The organism is Nodosilinea sp. LEGE 06152 (assembly GCF_015207525.1).
Taxonomy (GTDB): domain Bacteria; phylum Cyanobacteriota; class Cyanobacteriia; order Phormidesmidales; family Phormidesmidaceae; genus Nodosilinea.
In genome coordinates, this window is sequence record NZ_JADEWR010000009.1 from 51,399 (window position 1) to 66,969 (window position 15,571).

At 55.8% G+C, this 15,571-nt stretch carries 13 protein-coding genes; 10 read left to right on the forward strand and 3 right to left on the reverse strand.

Going from position 1 to position 15,571, the window contains the following annotated elements; genetic code table 11:
• Positions 1 to 359: 359 nt before the first annotated feature.
• From IQ265_RS13470 to IQ265_RS13500, 7 genes are all read left to right on the forward strand, one after another.
• Positions 360 to 1,391 (forward strand): FecR domain-containing protein, encoded by a 1,032-nt coding sequence (locus tag IQ265_RS13470; RefSeq protein ID WP_194054403.1) that lies wholly within the window; start codon positions 360 to 362, stop codon positions 1,389 to 1,391.
• A 377-nt stretch (positions 1,392 to 1,768) separates the two neighbouring features.
• Positions 1,769 to 2,941, forward strand: coding sequence for an efflux RND transporter periplasmic adaptor subunit (locus tag IQ265_RS13475; RefSeq protein WP_228037881.1), 1,173 nt, complete (start codon positions 1,769 to 1,771; stop codon positions 2,939 to 2,941).
• A gap of 9 nt (positions 2,942 to 2,950) precedes the next feature.
• Positions 2,951 to 4,114 carry an ABC transporter permease DevC gene (gene devC, locus IQ265_RS13480; protein WP_194054404.1) on the forward strand — a complete coding sequence of 388 codons (1,164 nt, stop codon included), beginning with the start codon at positions 2,951 to 2,953 and terminating at the stop codon, positions 4,112 to 4,114.
• A 375-nt stretch (positions 4,115 to 4,489) separates the two neighbouring features.
• Positions 4,490 to 5,662 carry an ABC transporter permease DevC gene (gene devC / locus IQ265_RS13485; protein ID WP_194054405.1) on the forward strand — a complete coding sequence of 391 codons (1,173 nt, stop codon included), beginning with the start codon at positions 4,490 to 4,492 and terminating at the stop codon, positions 5,660 to 5,662.
• Entirely contained in the window at positions 5,659 to 6,444 is a 786-nt protein-coding gene (locus tag IQ265_RS13490) for a DevA family ABC transporter ATP-binding protein (protein WP_194054406.1), read from the forward strand. The genes devC (IQ265_RS13485) and IQ265_RS13490 overlap by 4 nt, the downstream gene beginning before the upstream one ends.
• A 108-nt stretch (positions 6,445 to 6,552) precedes the next feature.
• Complete coding sequence (locus IQ265_RS13495) at positions 6,553 to 7,044, forward strand: hypothetical protein (protein WP_194054407.1); 492 nt, start codon at positions 6,553 to 6,555, stop codon at positions 7,042 to 7,044.
• Positions 7,045 to 8,144: 1,100 nt separating this feature from the next.
• Positions 8,145 to 9,275 (forward strand): glycosyltransferase family 1 protein, encoded by a 1,131-nt coding sequence (locus tag IQ265_RS13500; protein ID WP_194054408.1) that lies wholly within the window; start codon positions 8,145 to 8,147, stop codon positions 9,273 to 9,275.
• 86 nt (positions 9,276 to 9,361) lie between these two features.
• On the opposite strand, the gene IQ265_RS13505 is transcribed toward IQ265_RS13500, so the two are convergent.
• Both IQ265_RS13505 and IQ265_RS13510 read right to left on the reverse strand, forming a co-directional pair.
• Positions 9,362 to 10,618: an aldehyde dehydrogenase family protein gene (locus IQ265_RS13505; protein WP_194054409.1), complete on the reverse strand. Its 1,257-nt coding sequence runs from the start codon at positions 10,616 to 10,618 to the stop codon at positions 9,362 to 9,364.
• 4 nt (positions 10,619 to 10,622) lie between these two features.
• Positions 10,623 to 11,033, reverse strand: a complete 411-nt coding sequence (locus tag IQ265_RS13510) for a hypothetical protein (RefSeq protein WP_194054410.1) — start codon at positions 11,031 to 11,033, stop codon at positions 10,623 to 10,625.
• 274 nt (positions 11,034 to 11,307) lie between these two features.
• On the opposite strand from IQ265_RS13510, the gene IQ265_RS13515 reads away from it, so the two are divergent.
• Complete coding sequence (locus IQ265_RS13515) at positions 11,308 to 11,958, forward strand: hypothetical protein (RefSeq protein WP_194054411.1); 651 nt, start codon at positions 11,308 to 11,310, stop codon at positions 11,956 to 11,958.
• A gap of 20 nt (positions 11,959 to 11,978) precedes the next feature.
• Here IQ265_RS13515 and IQ265_RS13520 read toward each other — a convergent pair whose 3' ends face one another.
• The gene (locus IQ265_RS13520) at positions 11,979 to 12,794 is read right to left on the reverse strand and encodes an FkbM family methyltransferase (RefSeq protein WP_194054413.1); all 816 of its coding nucleotides are present in this window, start codon (positions 12,792 to 12,794) and stop codon (positions 11,979 to 11,981) included.
• A 453-nt stretch (positions 12,795 to 13,247) separates the two neighbouring features.
• On the opposite strand from IQ265_RS13520, the gene IQ265_RS13525 reads away from it, so the two are divergent.
• Together IQ265_RS13525 and IQ265_RS13530 are read left to right on the forward strand one after the other, a co-directional pair.
• A complete protein-coding gene (locus tag IQ265_RS13525) occupies positions 13,248 to 13,976 on the forward strand; it encodes a hypothetical protein (RefSeq protein WP_194054415.1) in 729 nt (242 codons plus the stop codon).
• A 15-nt stretch (positions 13,977 to 13,991) separates the two neighbouring features.
• On the forward strand, positions 13,992 to 15,488 hold the full coding sequence (locus tag IQ265_RS13530; protein WP_194054417.1) for a hypothetical protein: 1,497 nt from the start codon (positions 13,992 to 13,994) through the stop codon (positions 15,486 to 15,488).
• Positions 15,489 to 15,571: the final 83 nt, after the last annotated feature.

Below are 15,571 nucleotides of genomic sequence, written 5' to 3' on the forward strand. Positions count from 1 at the left end.
GTCTGCCTAGAGAAACGTGGGTTGCATTGTCACCAGAAGAATCACTGATCTGGCTGAAGATTCCTGAAACTAAAACCTATATTCACCGAATATTTAATCAATCGGGGCACAAGATTTATGAATTGGAGCAAAATGCCGCTGCCCGAAACTTACCATAGAGGTCAGTATGCAATGTGCCCTATTAAACGTGTCCTCGGTGGTGCTGCCTCCCTCCAGCTATGGGCGTTGCCCCTAGAGCCATACCGCCAGTGCTGGGGTATTCTACCCATACCCCTTGGCCATTTAAGGGCCAGGACATCTCGGCCGCATCTACCTCAAGGCTGTAGCCCTGCTGTAATTCGTGGTCACTTTTCACCGCTATGGTTTTCCGTACCGACAATTTTTTGGCAATGTTGCTGGCAACGGTCGGCAGTGTTGCGATCGCATCCCCAGCACTGGCAGAGGTACCCTGGACCTGGGCCAAATTGAGCAGTAGTACCAATCAGGTAAGCTTGCTCTCGGCTGGCGGAGTGGCTCGCCCAGCCGCCGTTGCCGACTGCTTTTGTCCCGGCGAAACCCTCAGCACTAGCACCATGGCTAGGGCCGAGGCACTGTTCAACGATGGGTCACTAACCCGACTGGGCGAGCAGGCCAGCCTGCGCTTTTGGCCAGATACCCGTAATTTATACCTCAGTCGGGGCACGGCGGCGGTCTTTGTACCGCCCGGACAAGGCCGTACCACCGTTCAAACGGCCAATGCCACTGTGGGGCTCAACAGCACCGCCGTCGTGGTGCGCTACGTTCCCTCTCGGCAGCTAACGCTGGTCATGGCGCTAGCCACTGCCCCCACCGGTCCAGTGCTAGTGACCGATACCAGCACCGGGCAAGAGTTTGCGCTCTACGGCGGTCAGATGGCGTTCGTCAACGGAGCGAACCTGCAAATTGTTGAATTCGACCTGCTGGAGTTTTACCAAACCAGTGATTTGATGGCGGATCTAAAGCTAGGCGACCCCACCTACCGACCCCCTGCGGGCGAACCGCTGTCTGCCCTGCGTCCCAATTTAATGGAAGCCCTAGCGCAGCAGGCCCCATTTGTGCAGGAAGGCTCGATTTTAGACCCCGCCCTGATTTCCGATATTGCTCCCGTCTCTAGCCCCCAGGGGGTAGAGGATGGCCCACTCAACTCGCTTTCTCCGGTAGAAGAACTGCGACGCTACAACGATGCCCCGCCCGGTGTGGTCAATCCCCTCCCCGAGGCACCAGCGGCTCCGCCCACGGCTGCGCCTGCTGCCGCGCCTCCTGCCGCACCTGTGGCCCTGCCCGCTGTCACGACCACGGCTGCACCCGCTGGCCTGTCCACCGATCCTGCTGCCACCCAACCTCCGCCTGGTGACGCCTCTGTTAGTCCCTGATGAGGGCAACCCTTGATTGGGGCATGGCCCTGGTCTAGCGCTAGCCACCGTGCTGCAGACAAATACGAAGCGGGAGGCACTGCCCCACCACCCGGCGTGGGGCCACCCGCGCCTGTCCCTCTGCAGCGAAAAAACAGGAGACATTTTTTGGGCTGCCCGATGCCTGGTTGATGGCTTTGGCCAGTTCGTCTAAGACTGTTCAACGACTAACCGCAAAACTGGGGTAGTGGTCTAGCCTATAGCCACTGCCAACGGACCACTGCGAGGAATTTTCTAAACCCTGTAGCGACGACTAGAGGGCAGAAAAAGCTAAACCTTGAGGCATTGACTAAACTACACCGTTCAGTTAAATTCAAGGCAGTTATCGGCTGCTCTCTATGTCTGCCCATTCGACTCAGCCTTGGAAAAAACCGGGCTTTTGGCTATTGATTACGGCTCTGCTGGTGGTGGGAGTTGGGTCTACCCTGGCCGTGCGCAACGTTTTGCAAACCCGGCAGGCCGCCCGTGAGCAGGCCGAGCTGCCGCCGCCTCGTCAAGTCAAGGTAGTCGCTTTGGGACGGATTGAGCCTGCCAGTCGCGTTATTGATGTAGCCACGGCCGAAGCCGGTCGCATCGATCGCCTGGAGGTGCAGAAGGGCGATCGCGTGGAGCAGGGCCAGGTTCTTGCCTACCTCGACACCTACGATGTACGCCGGGCCGAGCGCGACGTAGCCGCCAGTCAGCTGGCCGAGGCCCGCGCCCAGCTCGCCGCCGAAACGACCCTGGGCAACTCTCAGGTGCAGGAGGCCAGCACTCGGGTCGGGCAGATCGACGGGCCGCAGCAGGCGGCGATCGCCGCCCAGCAATCCGCCGTAGAAAGCCTTCAGGCCGAGCTGGATGTGGCCGAAATTGATTTGGCCCGGTTTCAAGAACTGAATGCATCGGGGGCGATCTCGCGCCAGGAACTCGATCGGCAGCAGGCTACCGTAAATAGCCTGCGCGCCGATCTGGGCAACGCCCAGGCGACCAAACAGCGGCTCGAGCAAGCCCGCCTCAGCGACATTAGAAACGCCCAGGCCCAGGTGGTTTCAGCTCGGGCCACCAGTACCCGCGCCGAGGTGGCCAGCCAGGTCGACTCCGCCGCCCAGAGTTTGGCCCTAGCGGAAGCTCAGCTGGCCCGTACAATTGTGCGATCGCCCCAGGCTGGGCAGGTACTCGACATCTTTGCCTACCCTGGCGAGGCCGTAGCGCCGGCCGATGGCCCCATTTTGGCCCTCGGTGACACCCGCCAAATGGTGGTAGTGGCCGAGGTCTACGAGACCGACATTGGCCTAGTGGAGCTGGGCCAGCCTGTCACCATTACTAGCCGCAACGGCGCGTTTAGCGAAACCCTGACCGGCACCGTCAGCGAAATTGGCCTGCAAATTGCCAAAAACGACGTGCTCGACGACGACCCCGCCGCCAATGCCGATGCCCGCGTGGTGGAAGTGCGGGTAGCGGTTGACCAGAGCGAGGCGGTAGCGGCGCTCACCAACCTGCAGGTGGATGTCGCCATCGACATTGAATCCTAGGAGGCGGCGATGAAATTTCCCTCCCTGCCCCGTATTCCCCTGGCCTGGTACAACCTGCGCCATGATCGCCCCCGATTACTCGTGGCCGTGGCCGGGGTTACCTTTGCGGTGCTGCTGATGTTTATGAACCTGGGTTTTCTGGGGGCGTTGGTCAGCACCACTACCAATTTCTATGACGAGTTCAACGGGGACATTTTTTTAATTTCCCCGCAGTCACTAGAAATTAGCTCCACCAAGGCGTTTCCTCGCGAGCGGCTGTACCAGGCAGCAGGTATCGAGGGGGTGCGGCAGACCATGCCCCTCTACGCCGAGTACGCGCTCTGGAAAAACCCCGAGACCAGCCTAAGTCGGGCGCTGTTTGTCTACGCCTTCAACCCCAGCGACCCGGTATTTCTGATGCCGGAGCTAAATACCGCCGAGGGCAGACGAGCCTTGCAGCAGCCCAATAGCGCCTTTATTGACCGGCGATCGCGGCCCGAGTTTGGCCCCCAAACCGTGGGCCTTGAGACCGAGGCCGATCGCCGCCGCATTACCATCGTCGGCCAGTACGACCTGGGGGGCGGTTTTGCCGCCGACGGCACCCTGATCATGAGCGATCAAAACTTTCGCCGCTACTTCAACCCGCGACCGCTCGACCAGGTCAACCTGGGGCTAGTGCTGCTGGAGCCAGGGGCCGATGCCCAACGCGTCAAAGCGGCCCTGCAGGATCAACTCCCCGCCGATGTAGAGGTTTACACCAAGCCCGAAATCATCCTCAAAGAGAGCCAGTTTTGGATTCAAACCACATCTATTGGCTTTATTTTCGGCCTGGGGGTGGTGGTCTCCTTTGTGGTGGGCACCGTGATTGTCTACCAGATTCTCTACACCGACATTCGCGACCACCTGCGCGAGTACGCCACTTTGAAGGCGATCGGCTACGGCGGCGGCTATCTGTTCAAAACCGTAATTCAGGAAGCCATTTTGCTGGCTCTGATGGGCTATGTACCCGGTCTTGCCCTGGCCCTGGGGCTCTATGAACTGGCCTACAACGCCACCTCAGGCACCCTGCCTATGCAGATGACTCTGTTTCGCGTGGTGTTTGTGTTTATGCTCACCGTTTCTATGTGCGCACTCTCAGGGCTGATTTCGGTGCGCAAAGCCGTTACCGCTGACCCAGCGGAGGTATTTGCATGACCGCTTACATCAAAAAATCTAGAGCCTGGAACTGGGATGCAGCCGGTTTGGCATGTGGCTGTCTGGCATGCAACCACTGTCTGAGGCATCGCCTTGTGCCAAAAGACCATCCATTCACCCAGTCACTCAGAATAACTCGCATGACCCAACGTTTTCTGCCGATGCTGTTTCCCGCCGTGGATCAGCCAATCTCTGGGGTTGCTAGCCCCATGCTCTTCGATTGCCCTCGGCTGGCGGGGGCGCAGCCTCCCAGTAGGGTGAGCACTGCCCACCACCCACCCCTGCTTAATCAGCCAGCACCACCCAGCCAACAATCCATTCGGTCCTAGAGATCAATGGTGGGCACTGCCCACCCTACCGCCACCTCACTACCCTATGCGCCGCACCCCCCTCGCTCTCCTCAATCTGATTCACGATCGCAAGAAGTTCCTCACCTCTATGGCCGGGGTGGCCTTTGCAGTGCTGCTAATGTTTTTGTTCACGGGCTTCAAAAACGCCCTCTACGACAGCCAGACCCAGCTGCTCAGTCGGCTCAACGGTGACATTGTGATCATCAACCGGCTTAAAGAAAACATGTTTGTGCCGCGCGCCTTTGCCCGCCGCCGTCTGTACCAGGCCCAGGCCTTCGACGGCGTGGAGGGAGCCTACGCCATCTATATCAGCGATGCCCGCTGGAAAAACCCCGACACGCGCAAAACCCGCCCCGTGCGAGTAATTGCCTACAACCCCTCCGACCCGGTGCTGCCCATGGCCGAGGTGCTGGCCCGGCAGCAGGAGCTGCGGCTGCCAAATACGGCCATGATCGACGAGCGATCGCGCGCTGAGGTCGGCCCCCGCGAAACCGGGGTCATTACCGAACTCGCCGATCGCGAGATTCGCGTGGTGGGAACCTTTAGCCTGGGCACTGACTTTGCCTCGGGCAACGGCAACTTGATCATGAGCGACCAGAATTTTCTGCGCTTTTTTGCCAATCGCGGCCCCGAAGAAGAGGAGCGCAGCTTTGCCACCGCCGACATTGGGCTACTCCGTATTACTCCCGGCACCAACATTGACACCCTGGTACAAGCGTTACGCGACGGCCTGCCCCAGGATGTGCTGGTGCTGCCCATGAACGGACCCGAGGGCTTTATCGCCCGCGAGCGCACCTACTGGGAAGAGAACACCAACATTGGCTTTGTCTTCTCGCTGCTCACCACCATGGGCTTTGTGGTGGGCATTATCTTGGTCTACCAAATTCTCTACACCGACGTGGCCGACCACTGGTCGGAGTACGCCACCCTCAAGGCGATCGGCTACGACAACGCCTACCTGTTTGGGGTCGTAATTCAAGAAGCGGTTATTTTATCGGTGCTGGGGTTTATTCCTGGTTTACTGATCAGCGCGCTGTTCTACAACCTGGGGGCTGCCGTGACCGGGCTGCTGTTTCAGCTGACCCTGCGGCGAGTCGTTAACATTTACATGATGACCTTTATTATGTGCCTGATTTCCGGTGCCATTGCGGTACGCAAGGTGCAGCGCACTGACCCAGCGGAGGTATTTGGGCTATGACTGCACCCCGTTCCAGTTCCACGACCTCTGGTCTGCCGCCTGCCGCCGAGGCGTCAATTCAGGTGCGCCACCTCAACTATTTCTTTGGCCGAGGCGACCTGCGCAAGCAGGTACTCTACGACATCAGCCTCGATCTGCACCCCGGTCAGATTGTGATCATGACCGGCCCGTCTGGCTCGGGCAAAACCACGCTGCTGACGCTAATCGGGGCGCTGCGATCGGCTACCGACGGCAGCCTGCGAGTGCTGGGGCAAGAACTGGTGGGCCTGGGCAACCGCCAGCTAGTCGAGATTCGCCGCAACATTGGCTTTATCTTTCAAGCCCACAACCTGTTTGAGTCGCTGACGGCCGCCCAAAACGTCGAAATGGCGGTGGAGCTGACCGGCAACTTTCGCGGCAAGCGCCAGCAGGCGGTCGATATTCTCAGCCAGGTGGGGCTGGCCGAGCGGGCCGACTACAAGCCAGCGGCCCTGAGCGGTGGGCAAAAGCAGCGGGTGGCGATCGCCCGCGCCCTGGTCAACCAGCCCCAGCTTATCCTCGCTGACGAACCCACCGCCGCCCTCGACAAACAGTCGGGCCGCGACGTGGTGACGCTGATGCAGCACTTGGCCAAAGAGAAAGGCTGCACCATTCTCATGGTCACCCACGACAACCGCATTCTCGACGTGGCCGATCGCATCATCAACCTGGTCGACGGGCGGCTAGAGTCTGACGAAAGCCCGCAGCAGTTTGCCGATTCCCACGCACCCAAATCCCTCGACCAAAAGATGTTCATCCTGTAGGGGCTGGCGGAAAGCGGGTTGCTCCACCCAGAGGCAATGCTGGGCGCTGCCCACCCTGCGACCCTACCCGCCCATCTACCCTCCCACCCATCCACCCTCTCCCTCCCCATGCCCATCTCCTTTGCCAGCACCGTTCAGGCGCTTACCTACACCAAAGTCGCCGACTACCTACAAACCGCTACCCTATTTAAAGACAGCCTGCGGGCCTACTCCGATATTCCCCGGTTTGACGTGCTCTACGGCTCGACCCTAGTCGAAATTGAGGTACTGCCCTGGGAGGTGCACCCGTGGGAAAAAGCTGACCTGGCGACGGTGCGGGCCACCAGCTGCGTCACCATCGGCAGCACCATCGACGATCAGCTCATGCACTTTTTGCTCACCGAAAACCGCCGCATGCGGTTTGGGGCTTTTCACCTCGACGAGGCCAACCAGGTGCTGTTTGCCGAAAGCGTGCTCGGCGGCGAAAACATGGATTTGATGGAGCTACAGACCTGTATTCTTTCGGTGGTGACCATCGCCGATACCTACGACGACATTATTGCCCAGCGCTTTGGCGGCGATCGCGCCATTGACCGCCTGGGGCAGGCGATCGCGCCCTAGGTACACTTCTTTGCGGGCGACAACAACTGCTGCCGAGCTTTAACTGCAGCACACAAGACGCTTTTGTGGAACCAACCCCAATTTGAGTTCGCCAGAAATTTCTGCAGACGGTGTAACGACAGGTCTTAAGCTGAAGCTGCCCTGAAATCGGCCGTCCCCATTGACTTCGCTCAGAGAACGGCTATGGCTGTTTTTATCGTTGAGGGTGCCGCGCTAGTGGCATAGATGATTGGTATAAGGCAATCCAAGCTAGTTTGTAAAGGTAGGGCAGGCATCTCGACCATGCAGGCGTCTCGCCTGCCCTACGCATTTTCGCAATTCACACAGGATTGCTAGATGCACTATTTTTCAGCGTCAGTAAGCAAGTTTACGCCATTTTAATAAAACAGGACAGTTGATTAAATAGAACAAGAAGCCAAGTCCAGAAAAGTTACTAGCCGTTTTTTTTGGGCATAGAATCCAAACACTCAAGTTTAACTTCGGTTTAATCACAGTTTAATTTCATAGGACAGCCGTCTACCCGTGCAGCGCACGCACTAATTTTTGTTAAGAGCTTGACCTTGTCTTCAAAGTTTTTGCTTAGAGCAGGTCTACTCGGCTTTTAACCGATTACGTGTGCCCAAGCATTGTCGATTTCGGAGTTCCTAAGCTTCAAGTGATAAAAAACCTGGGCGTTCAAAATCATAAATATTTATATAGTCTAGCCGCATGTTGAATATCAAAAGTTTAACCAAAGGGGTATCTAAACTCAGAGTAGAGCTTTCAAATTTTCAAAGGAATAACTTTCATGCTTGAAAAGGTTTGGCGAAATGACAAGTACAGCAAGACCAATCGGCAAACGATTAAGTAATACTAGATTCGGCTTGCAGCGCCTCAGTTCATAACTGAGCATCTCGTAGAGGTATTACCCTGTAGCGTCTCGAGCTGTTGAAATGGGCGGTAAGACTTGCGATAGTCAACTGGCTTTTTAATAGTTGTAGGTTAAACCTAGTCTGGGCTTTGAATTGTTCGCATCAGCGAACTCCACATCTTAACTTGATTGAGTTTAGATAAAAACGGTAAAAATTCGCTGGCTGCATAAAAATCTCCGAGTGAAAATTATGTTAAGAAAACGCTCAGATCAATACATCTTAAAAGAGACAACCATAGGGCTTGACCATCTACTTGGTTCGAGTACCAATCAGTTTTTTATGTACGTCGACAAAAAATTGGTACCCTGGAATATTTATGACCCTGAACCTGACAACTGTGGCTTTGTTGACTATTTTGGGCAGGTGCTGCAGGCTGTTGATAGAGCTTTGCCCAACCAGGGTTTAATTTTTTACGTCACCATGACTGAGATGAAGGAAATGCCTTCCTATGGTGAGAATGTTTTTGTTTTAATCCTGGGCGATGAGTTTTACCGAATCCCAGACTATGTTGACAAGGTTGGCGGGGTATTTAAGTGCTACGGAACTCGTCAGATCCGGGAGCAGCTAAATCTTTATCGGCCCCTTTTGAAGCCATCCTACTTCAAATTTTTGGTGCTGGGGCAATCGACCAAGAACTTCGCTCATCGCTTTGCCAAAAAAATTAGATACAGGCTCAAGAAAATTAAGTCCTTGCTTTTAGGGAGAAGCAAGATAGTTCCTATCTACGACATTCCGCCAGGGTATTTTAATTCTGAAAACCTGCCCATCAAGCCCGTTCAAGACCGTACTTGCGACGTGTTTTTTGACGGCAGTGTCGTTCAGCATCAGTATCCGGTCTGGTCACTGCGGTACTGGTCTAAAACTCCAAAAGCCCATTCTCGCGAGGAAATGGTTGCCAACCTGAAAAGGTTTAAGGACAATAACCCTGAGTTCCAAGTTCATCTAACGCTTGTAGCTGGTTTTGCTGGGGCCAATTACACACCGCAGAGTACCTACAGTCAAGACTTGATGAATGCCAAAATTTGTTTGGCCCCAAGGGGGACTACCCTAGAAACCTACCGACTGTTTGAGGCCATGCGCTACGGCTGTGTCATTATTGTGGAATCGCTGCCGTCTCGCTGGTTTTACAATGGTGCCCCCATCATTCAAATTGGCAGCTGGCAAAATTTAGAGCCGGTGTTGACCAAACTGCTCAACAACCCAATGCTGCTACAGTCGCTCCACCAGCAAACGCTAGACTGGTGGGAGACCAAGTGTTCTGGAAAAACCGTTGGCAAGTATATTGCCGATGAAATTAACGCTCTCCGGTTAAAGTTGTAGGCGGCTAGGCTGTATCAATCAAGCGCTAAACATCAGAGCACCAATCATGGCCTGGTTAATATAGCCCGGTCAACAACGTTCACAAACTACTCTAGGCCCTGCAAAATGTGCTTGGTGGTGAGTAGAGCGCTCAGGCCCACAAACCCACTACAGCGGCCCCGCTGGGCCGTCATACCCAGGGCGATCGCGGCGGCCTGGGCCGGGTTGCGCACAAAGCGAGGAGAGGTGTTGACGTAGACCACTGCGCTGGTGGCCAGCTGGGTAAAGCGGCTGCCCTCGGCGTAGGCTTCGGTGGCAATGGCGTTGGCGTGACCACTGCTGTGGCGATTGATTAGGGCGACAGCGGTTTGGACATTCTCAACTGAGCCAAAGGCAACGGTTTTACCTAAAAAGGGGCGGCTCCAGTCGGCGGCGGTAGCTGGTTTAACGTTGGGTAGATCGGCCAGCAGGGCCTCGTCAGCTAGCACCTCAAAGTCGTGATCCCACAGGGTGTGACAGAGTTGAGCCAGGGCCGACGGGCTACAGCCCCGATGCACCAGCACCTTTTCGATCGCATTGACGGCGTCGGGCTCGCCCCGGTGGCTGTCTAAAATCATGTGGGTTACCGTGTCGAGCTGGCCCGAGGCCGACCAGTAGAGGTAGCAGTTGCCCATAGCCGTCGGCAGCACCGGCACCCCGGCCTGGCGCACAACCTGCTGCACCAGCCCCGGTCGCCCGTAGGGAATAATCAGATCTACGCCGAGATCTTGCAGCAGCCAGGAGCGGGCCACATCTCCCTGCTCCTCGGTGAGGGAGAGAATGCAGTGCTGAGGCAGGCCCACCTGGTCGAGCGCCTGGTGCAGAGCCTGCAAAATTACCTGGTTAGTCTGGCTAGCTTCGTTGCTGCCCTTGAGAATGAGGCCGTTACCCGTGCGCAGGCTCAACCCCGCCGCGATCGCCGCCAGCTCTGGGAACGCCTCGTAGACCAGGGCAACCACGCCCAGGGGCACCACCTGACCGTAGCCTGCTACGGCCTTGCTCAGGCGGCTGGGAGCAGGGTGCAACAGCCCGCGCGGATCGCCGAGGTAGGCCAATCGTCGCAAAATCTTAGCGGTGGTTTGCAGTCGTTCGGGGGTGAGTTTGAGCCAGTCCAACACCCGCTCTGGTACGGCCATGTCAAGGCTGGCTTCGAGATCGAGGGTATTGGCTTCGAGAATATCGTCGAGGCTGGCCTCAATGGTGCTGGCCACAACCTCGAGCAGGCGGCTTTGGGTTTCTGCCCCAGCTGCAACCAAAACGTGGCTGGCCTGGCGCACCTGCTCGACTGCGGCGCTAAAGTCTGCTTGGGTCGCTAATTCCACCATAGTGCTAACGCCGTGAGGCTAGCCAAAACATGCTCACCACCGCCAGCGATACGGCCAGGGTGGTCAGCAACCGCGCTATAGACTGGGCACCATCAGGGGTTTGCAGGGTAGCCAGCAGCAAAAAGAAAACCATTACCCCAAAGGCCGCCAGCACCACCAGGGGCAAGTAACTAACGCCGAGGGAAGAGCGATCTAGCCGCCACTGCTGCCCTGTCCACCGCCAGATCCGCTTGTAGGGATAGTGGGTGGAGAGCTGCTCAATTACGTAGCCGTCGTCTTGGACAACAAAAATTTGCTGGCAGCGATCGCAGCCAAAGGCCTCGGTCAGGGTAATGGGCTTGATGCAGCCATTCCGGCGACAGGGGCAGGGGTAGTCAGCGTTCTGGTCGATCTTCTGGCTTTTGTAGGTACGCACAGCACTGCCAGTGGGGGGGCAAAAATGGGCTGGTAGTAACCCAATCATTCTGACACATTAACTAAAACCGCTTCTGAAAAACAACCAGCTCGGGCAAGTATATTTAGCGACTTGACCCAGTCGCTAAATTTTTAGCGTCAATGTATCTGCTAAGGCTTGAAATTTTAGGGACAACCGTGGTAGTTAAGAGGCTACTTATCAGTGCGGCTCCTTTTCCAGAATGGTGGGGGAGGTTCGTTCTGGCTCCCCTAACTCCTACGGACAGGATGTTGCTATGGCCACCGATCGCCTGGAGACGGCAGTGAGAAACTTTCAGCACGTCAATCAGATGGTGGAGCGCTACACTCGCCTGTGCCGCGCCTACGTCAGCCTGTCTGAGCGGTTTCACCAGCTCGATGTCGATCACATGACCTTGAAAGGGCAGGTCGTACCCCTGCTTAAGGCGCTCAAAGATCACCAGACCAAACTCAAAGCCGTAGAAACCGAAAAAGCCATTCTCCAGGCCCGCCTAGACCAGCAGGCCACCCAGCACCTGCAGGAGCTGCAGCAATTGACTAAAACCTACGAAGATCGGCTGCAGGCTCTCTCTAGCCACGTGGCCGAGCTGCAGCCCCTAGAGCAGCTGCTCAACGGCGAGACCCACCACGAACTCAGCGTAGCTGAAGAGCAAATGGAGCTGGTAGAAACTACCTTTCTAGAAATGGAGCAGGATAGTTCCCCTGATCTTTCCCACGAAGAAAAAGCCCTGCTGGCCGCCTATCAGGCCGATCCCAACGCCTTTCTAGTCGCCGCCGCCGATGCCCCAGTCAGCACCAGCCCAGTTAGCACCAGCCCAACAGGCACTAACCTGGAAGCGGAAGAACCGGTGGCCTCTCTGTGGAACTACTACGACGACAAGCAGGTTCCCGACGGGCTGGGGCAGTAGCGCTGCCCCAGGGCTGGCGTTTAGGACACAATTTTGCTGATTAGCCAGTTAGCCAAGCCGCCGCCGTAGGGAGCACAGACCTTATGTATGGTTGCGATCGAAAAGCGCTGGCGGTAGAAGCAGAGAATATTGCCATAGACCCCGTTGGCGTAGAAAGGTGACTCACGAGCTAAATCTAAGGACTGCAGGTCAAACACCTTGGCCTGAGTACCCGAGGCGTAGTCAACCATAATGCTGAAGTCGTACCCTAGCTGCTGCAGGGTTTTTAGGCAAGTCATAGTACCCTCAAAAAACCTGGGCGACCAGCCTTTTTCTCCTAGGGCACGGCTGCTGCCGCCACCGTACTCAAACATAACCGCCTGGGGCAGTAGCTCGGCGGGCAGGTCGGCAAACTGCTGAATTACCACCGGCTCCCACCCTTCAACATCGAGCTTAAAGGCGGTGATGCGGGTAGCGGCCACTTGCTCAAGCAGCGCGGCAAGATCTAGGGTAGGCACTGAGCGAGTGATGGTCGAAGCCCCAAACCAGTCGGCCGCCAGCGAGCTAAAGTTGCTGTTGGCCAGGTTGGCAAACTGGCCCATGTGCAGGGTTTGGGTGCCCACCTGGTCCGATAGGCACTGCTCAATTAGCTGAATTGGGTACTGCCCACAAACGACCCGCAGTTTGTCGGTTGGGGAAGGCTCCACCGCTGCGGTGGCAAACCCCAGTCGAGCAAATAGCTCACAGTAAAAGGCAAAGGTACCCACCCCAACATCGATACAAAGGCCCTGCCGCTGGGGGTCGAGTTCGGGCAACAGGTGCTCAAGCAGGGCCTGGCAGCAAGCTTCTACGCGCATTAGATCGGCCCCGAAGAAAAATATGCCTTAAGCGTACCACCTGGGCCAGAGCAGGATTTCAAACCTAATTTAAGTCCAGCCAGTGAAGCTTTGCCGGTAGGAAAACTTCAGATGCTGAGCTGGACTTGCCCTTAAAAATAAATAGCCGTCCCTAGCCCCTTTGGGGCGGCTTCACCAACGACTTCAATCGGGGAAGAGCTATGGCTGTTGTTATCGTTGAGGGTGCCTTGCTAACCACATGAGTGATTGATTCAAACCTCGGCTTGACCGTTGCTGGGGCGCATCTCTCTCTCCTAGCAGACGCATTCAGATTAAGCCGCCGTTAAGGTGAAAGGCTCTGGTGCAAAAGCTAAAGCCAGGGCGGTACGCCAATGGCCTGCCCGAAAATGCGATTGTCTGGGTAGTTGCCCCTAAACAAATTTGTCTTATCAGTCGAAAACGAGAGGTTAAACAATGGGGTCGAAGAAGAAGAGCAAAAAGAAAGCCAAATCTAATCAGTCAGAGGGCAAAAATTCCCAAGGCGATACCACGGTTTTGGGAATGAGCCCGCGAGAACTGGGAGCGGCAGTAGCAGCGGCTGTGGTTGCCGAAGTTTCACAGGTTGCTATTGACAAAATATCTAAATCGGCCGCTCAATCAAACCCTCAAAAGACGCTTCAAAATCAGCTGAATCCTGTCAACGATTCAATTAAAAATATTGTTGGTGGAGTCAAGGATGCGATCGCTGACACTGCCTCACCAGCATCGGATGCGCTTGGCGCGGTAGTAAGTACCGTAGCTAACGGTCGATCCGCGGTAGGAGATAAAGTCGAGCGAGGCTTTGGAAATGCTAAAGAAAAAACGGCTGTAACGGCAGGTATTGCTCAAGATCAGGTTGACGATTTGATCGACGACGCTGAAGAGGGAACTGACCAAACGCGAGACTTTGTCGTTAGTCAGATCGAGAATGCGATCGCGGGCACTCAGGCCACGGCAGACAAAACGCGACACGTGGTAGGCAACACCGTCGAGGCGGGCCAGGATAGCGCTAGTGCTACCCAGGAAGCCGTAGCTGTAGTTATCAATGAGGCCGTTAGCCAGGTGAAATCAATTCTGGCCAATGCTGGCTCAACCCCTTTTCAGCGAAATGGAAAAAAAGGGAAAAAGGGCAAGAAAGGTAGGAAAAACAAAAAGAGTAAGTAACAGGATAGGTACGCTGTGGGGAGTACACTGCTAACGGCATTATTAATTGGCCTGCTCACGGCATTTGCCTTTCATTTACTGCTGGCTTGTTTTGGTTTTGCCATTGGCGTCACAGCCTTGGGTTTTCGGCTTTCTCCATCGGCAGATCCGGCCCTGACGCCTACGGCAAAATCTGTCGAAAATCGGCACGGCATTGCCAAAACCGGCCCCAAAAACTCCAGGTATGCGGGTTTTTGGGTTGGTATGGGACTACTTCTGAGCACAAATGGAGTGCTGTTTAGCGCTTGTTTTTTGGCGGCAAAATTTAGCCGACTAGACGACCCTGTTTTAGGAGCGATCGCGGGGATAGTGATCTGGTCAGCCTACGGATTAGCCCTGACTTGGGCCAGTTCGGTCGCAGTTGGCAAGGTGCTCGATGCCATTTTAAGTACAACTACAGGCGGGCTGCGCCAGTTGCTAGCCGCTGTCGCTGCCCCCTTTCAAAACGAGAACAATACCCCGCTGTCTCAGGAGGAAATAGTTGAGATAGTTCAGCAGGAAATTCAGCAAGCCTTGAGCCCTGTTGCTCTCGAACTGTTGCCTAGCCAACCCGTGGGCGATCCTTCCGATCGTTTAGAGGTTGATGACTCCCTCCAGCGATCTAAGCCAGCCCTTGAGGACGTAAATCTACAGTTAAAGCAAGAGCTAGAGCTGTACCTACGTCACGCCAGTTCAAAACAGCTGACACCAGAGCGCGTTCACTACAAATTAAACGCGTTGTTAGAGGAGGCGCTGGAAAAATCTAGCTTTTCAGCTAAACAACTAAATTTAGACCAAACTCAGTTAAAAGCGGTGCTGAAAAAACGTAAAGCGATAAGCAAGCAGCAGCGTCGGCAGATTTTGCAAGCCGTTGAAACAGCCTGGCAGCAGCTCACCACCCCACCGGAGGCGGTATTTGTACAGGAACAGCCTGAAGCAGACCCCTCATCCTCCCCAGAAGTTTTTCAGGCTATTACAGCCTACGTTACAGAAGCTGTGCGTAAGCTTGACCATCAGTTCTTAGCCAACGTTGAACCGGAAGCCATGCTTCAGAAACATGTGTCTGAAGGCCTAACTTTTTCCACAGCGGCGACCCTGGTGGTTCTACATCAGCTCAGCCAGATCGACTGGGATACACTCCTCGATCGCCTGCCGTTAGGTAAGTTTACCGATCGGCCCGTCGAGCAACTGGTTGGCAGCGTACGCTCGACCGCCCAGGATCTGATCAATCAACCGCAGCAGTGGGTGGAGGACGATTTGATCCCTCAAACCCAGGGGTTGAAAAGTCAGGTGATGCAGCAGGTAGAGCAGTTTGAGCAAGGGCTACAGGCTCGCACACATGCTGTCAAAGCCCAGGCTCAAGAACGCCTGAACAATACCCGCAAAGCGGCGGCCGCCGCCGCGTGGTGGTTGTCAATGACAGCGCTTACAACTGCCGTTTCGGCCGCGATCGCCGGAGCCCTGGCGACGGGAATGCGTGTCCCAATCTTCTAGTCCCCAGTCTTTTGAATGAAACCCCAGCACAGTCCTAGAAAATTGCTCTAGGGCATGACGGATTGGGGTGGGGGCGATGCCGG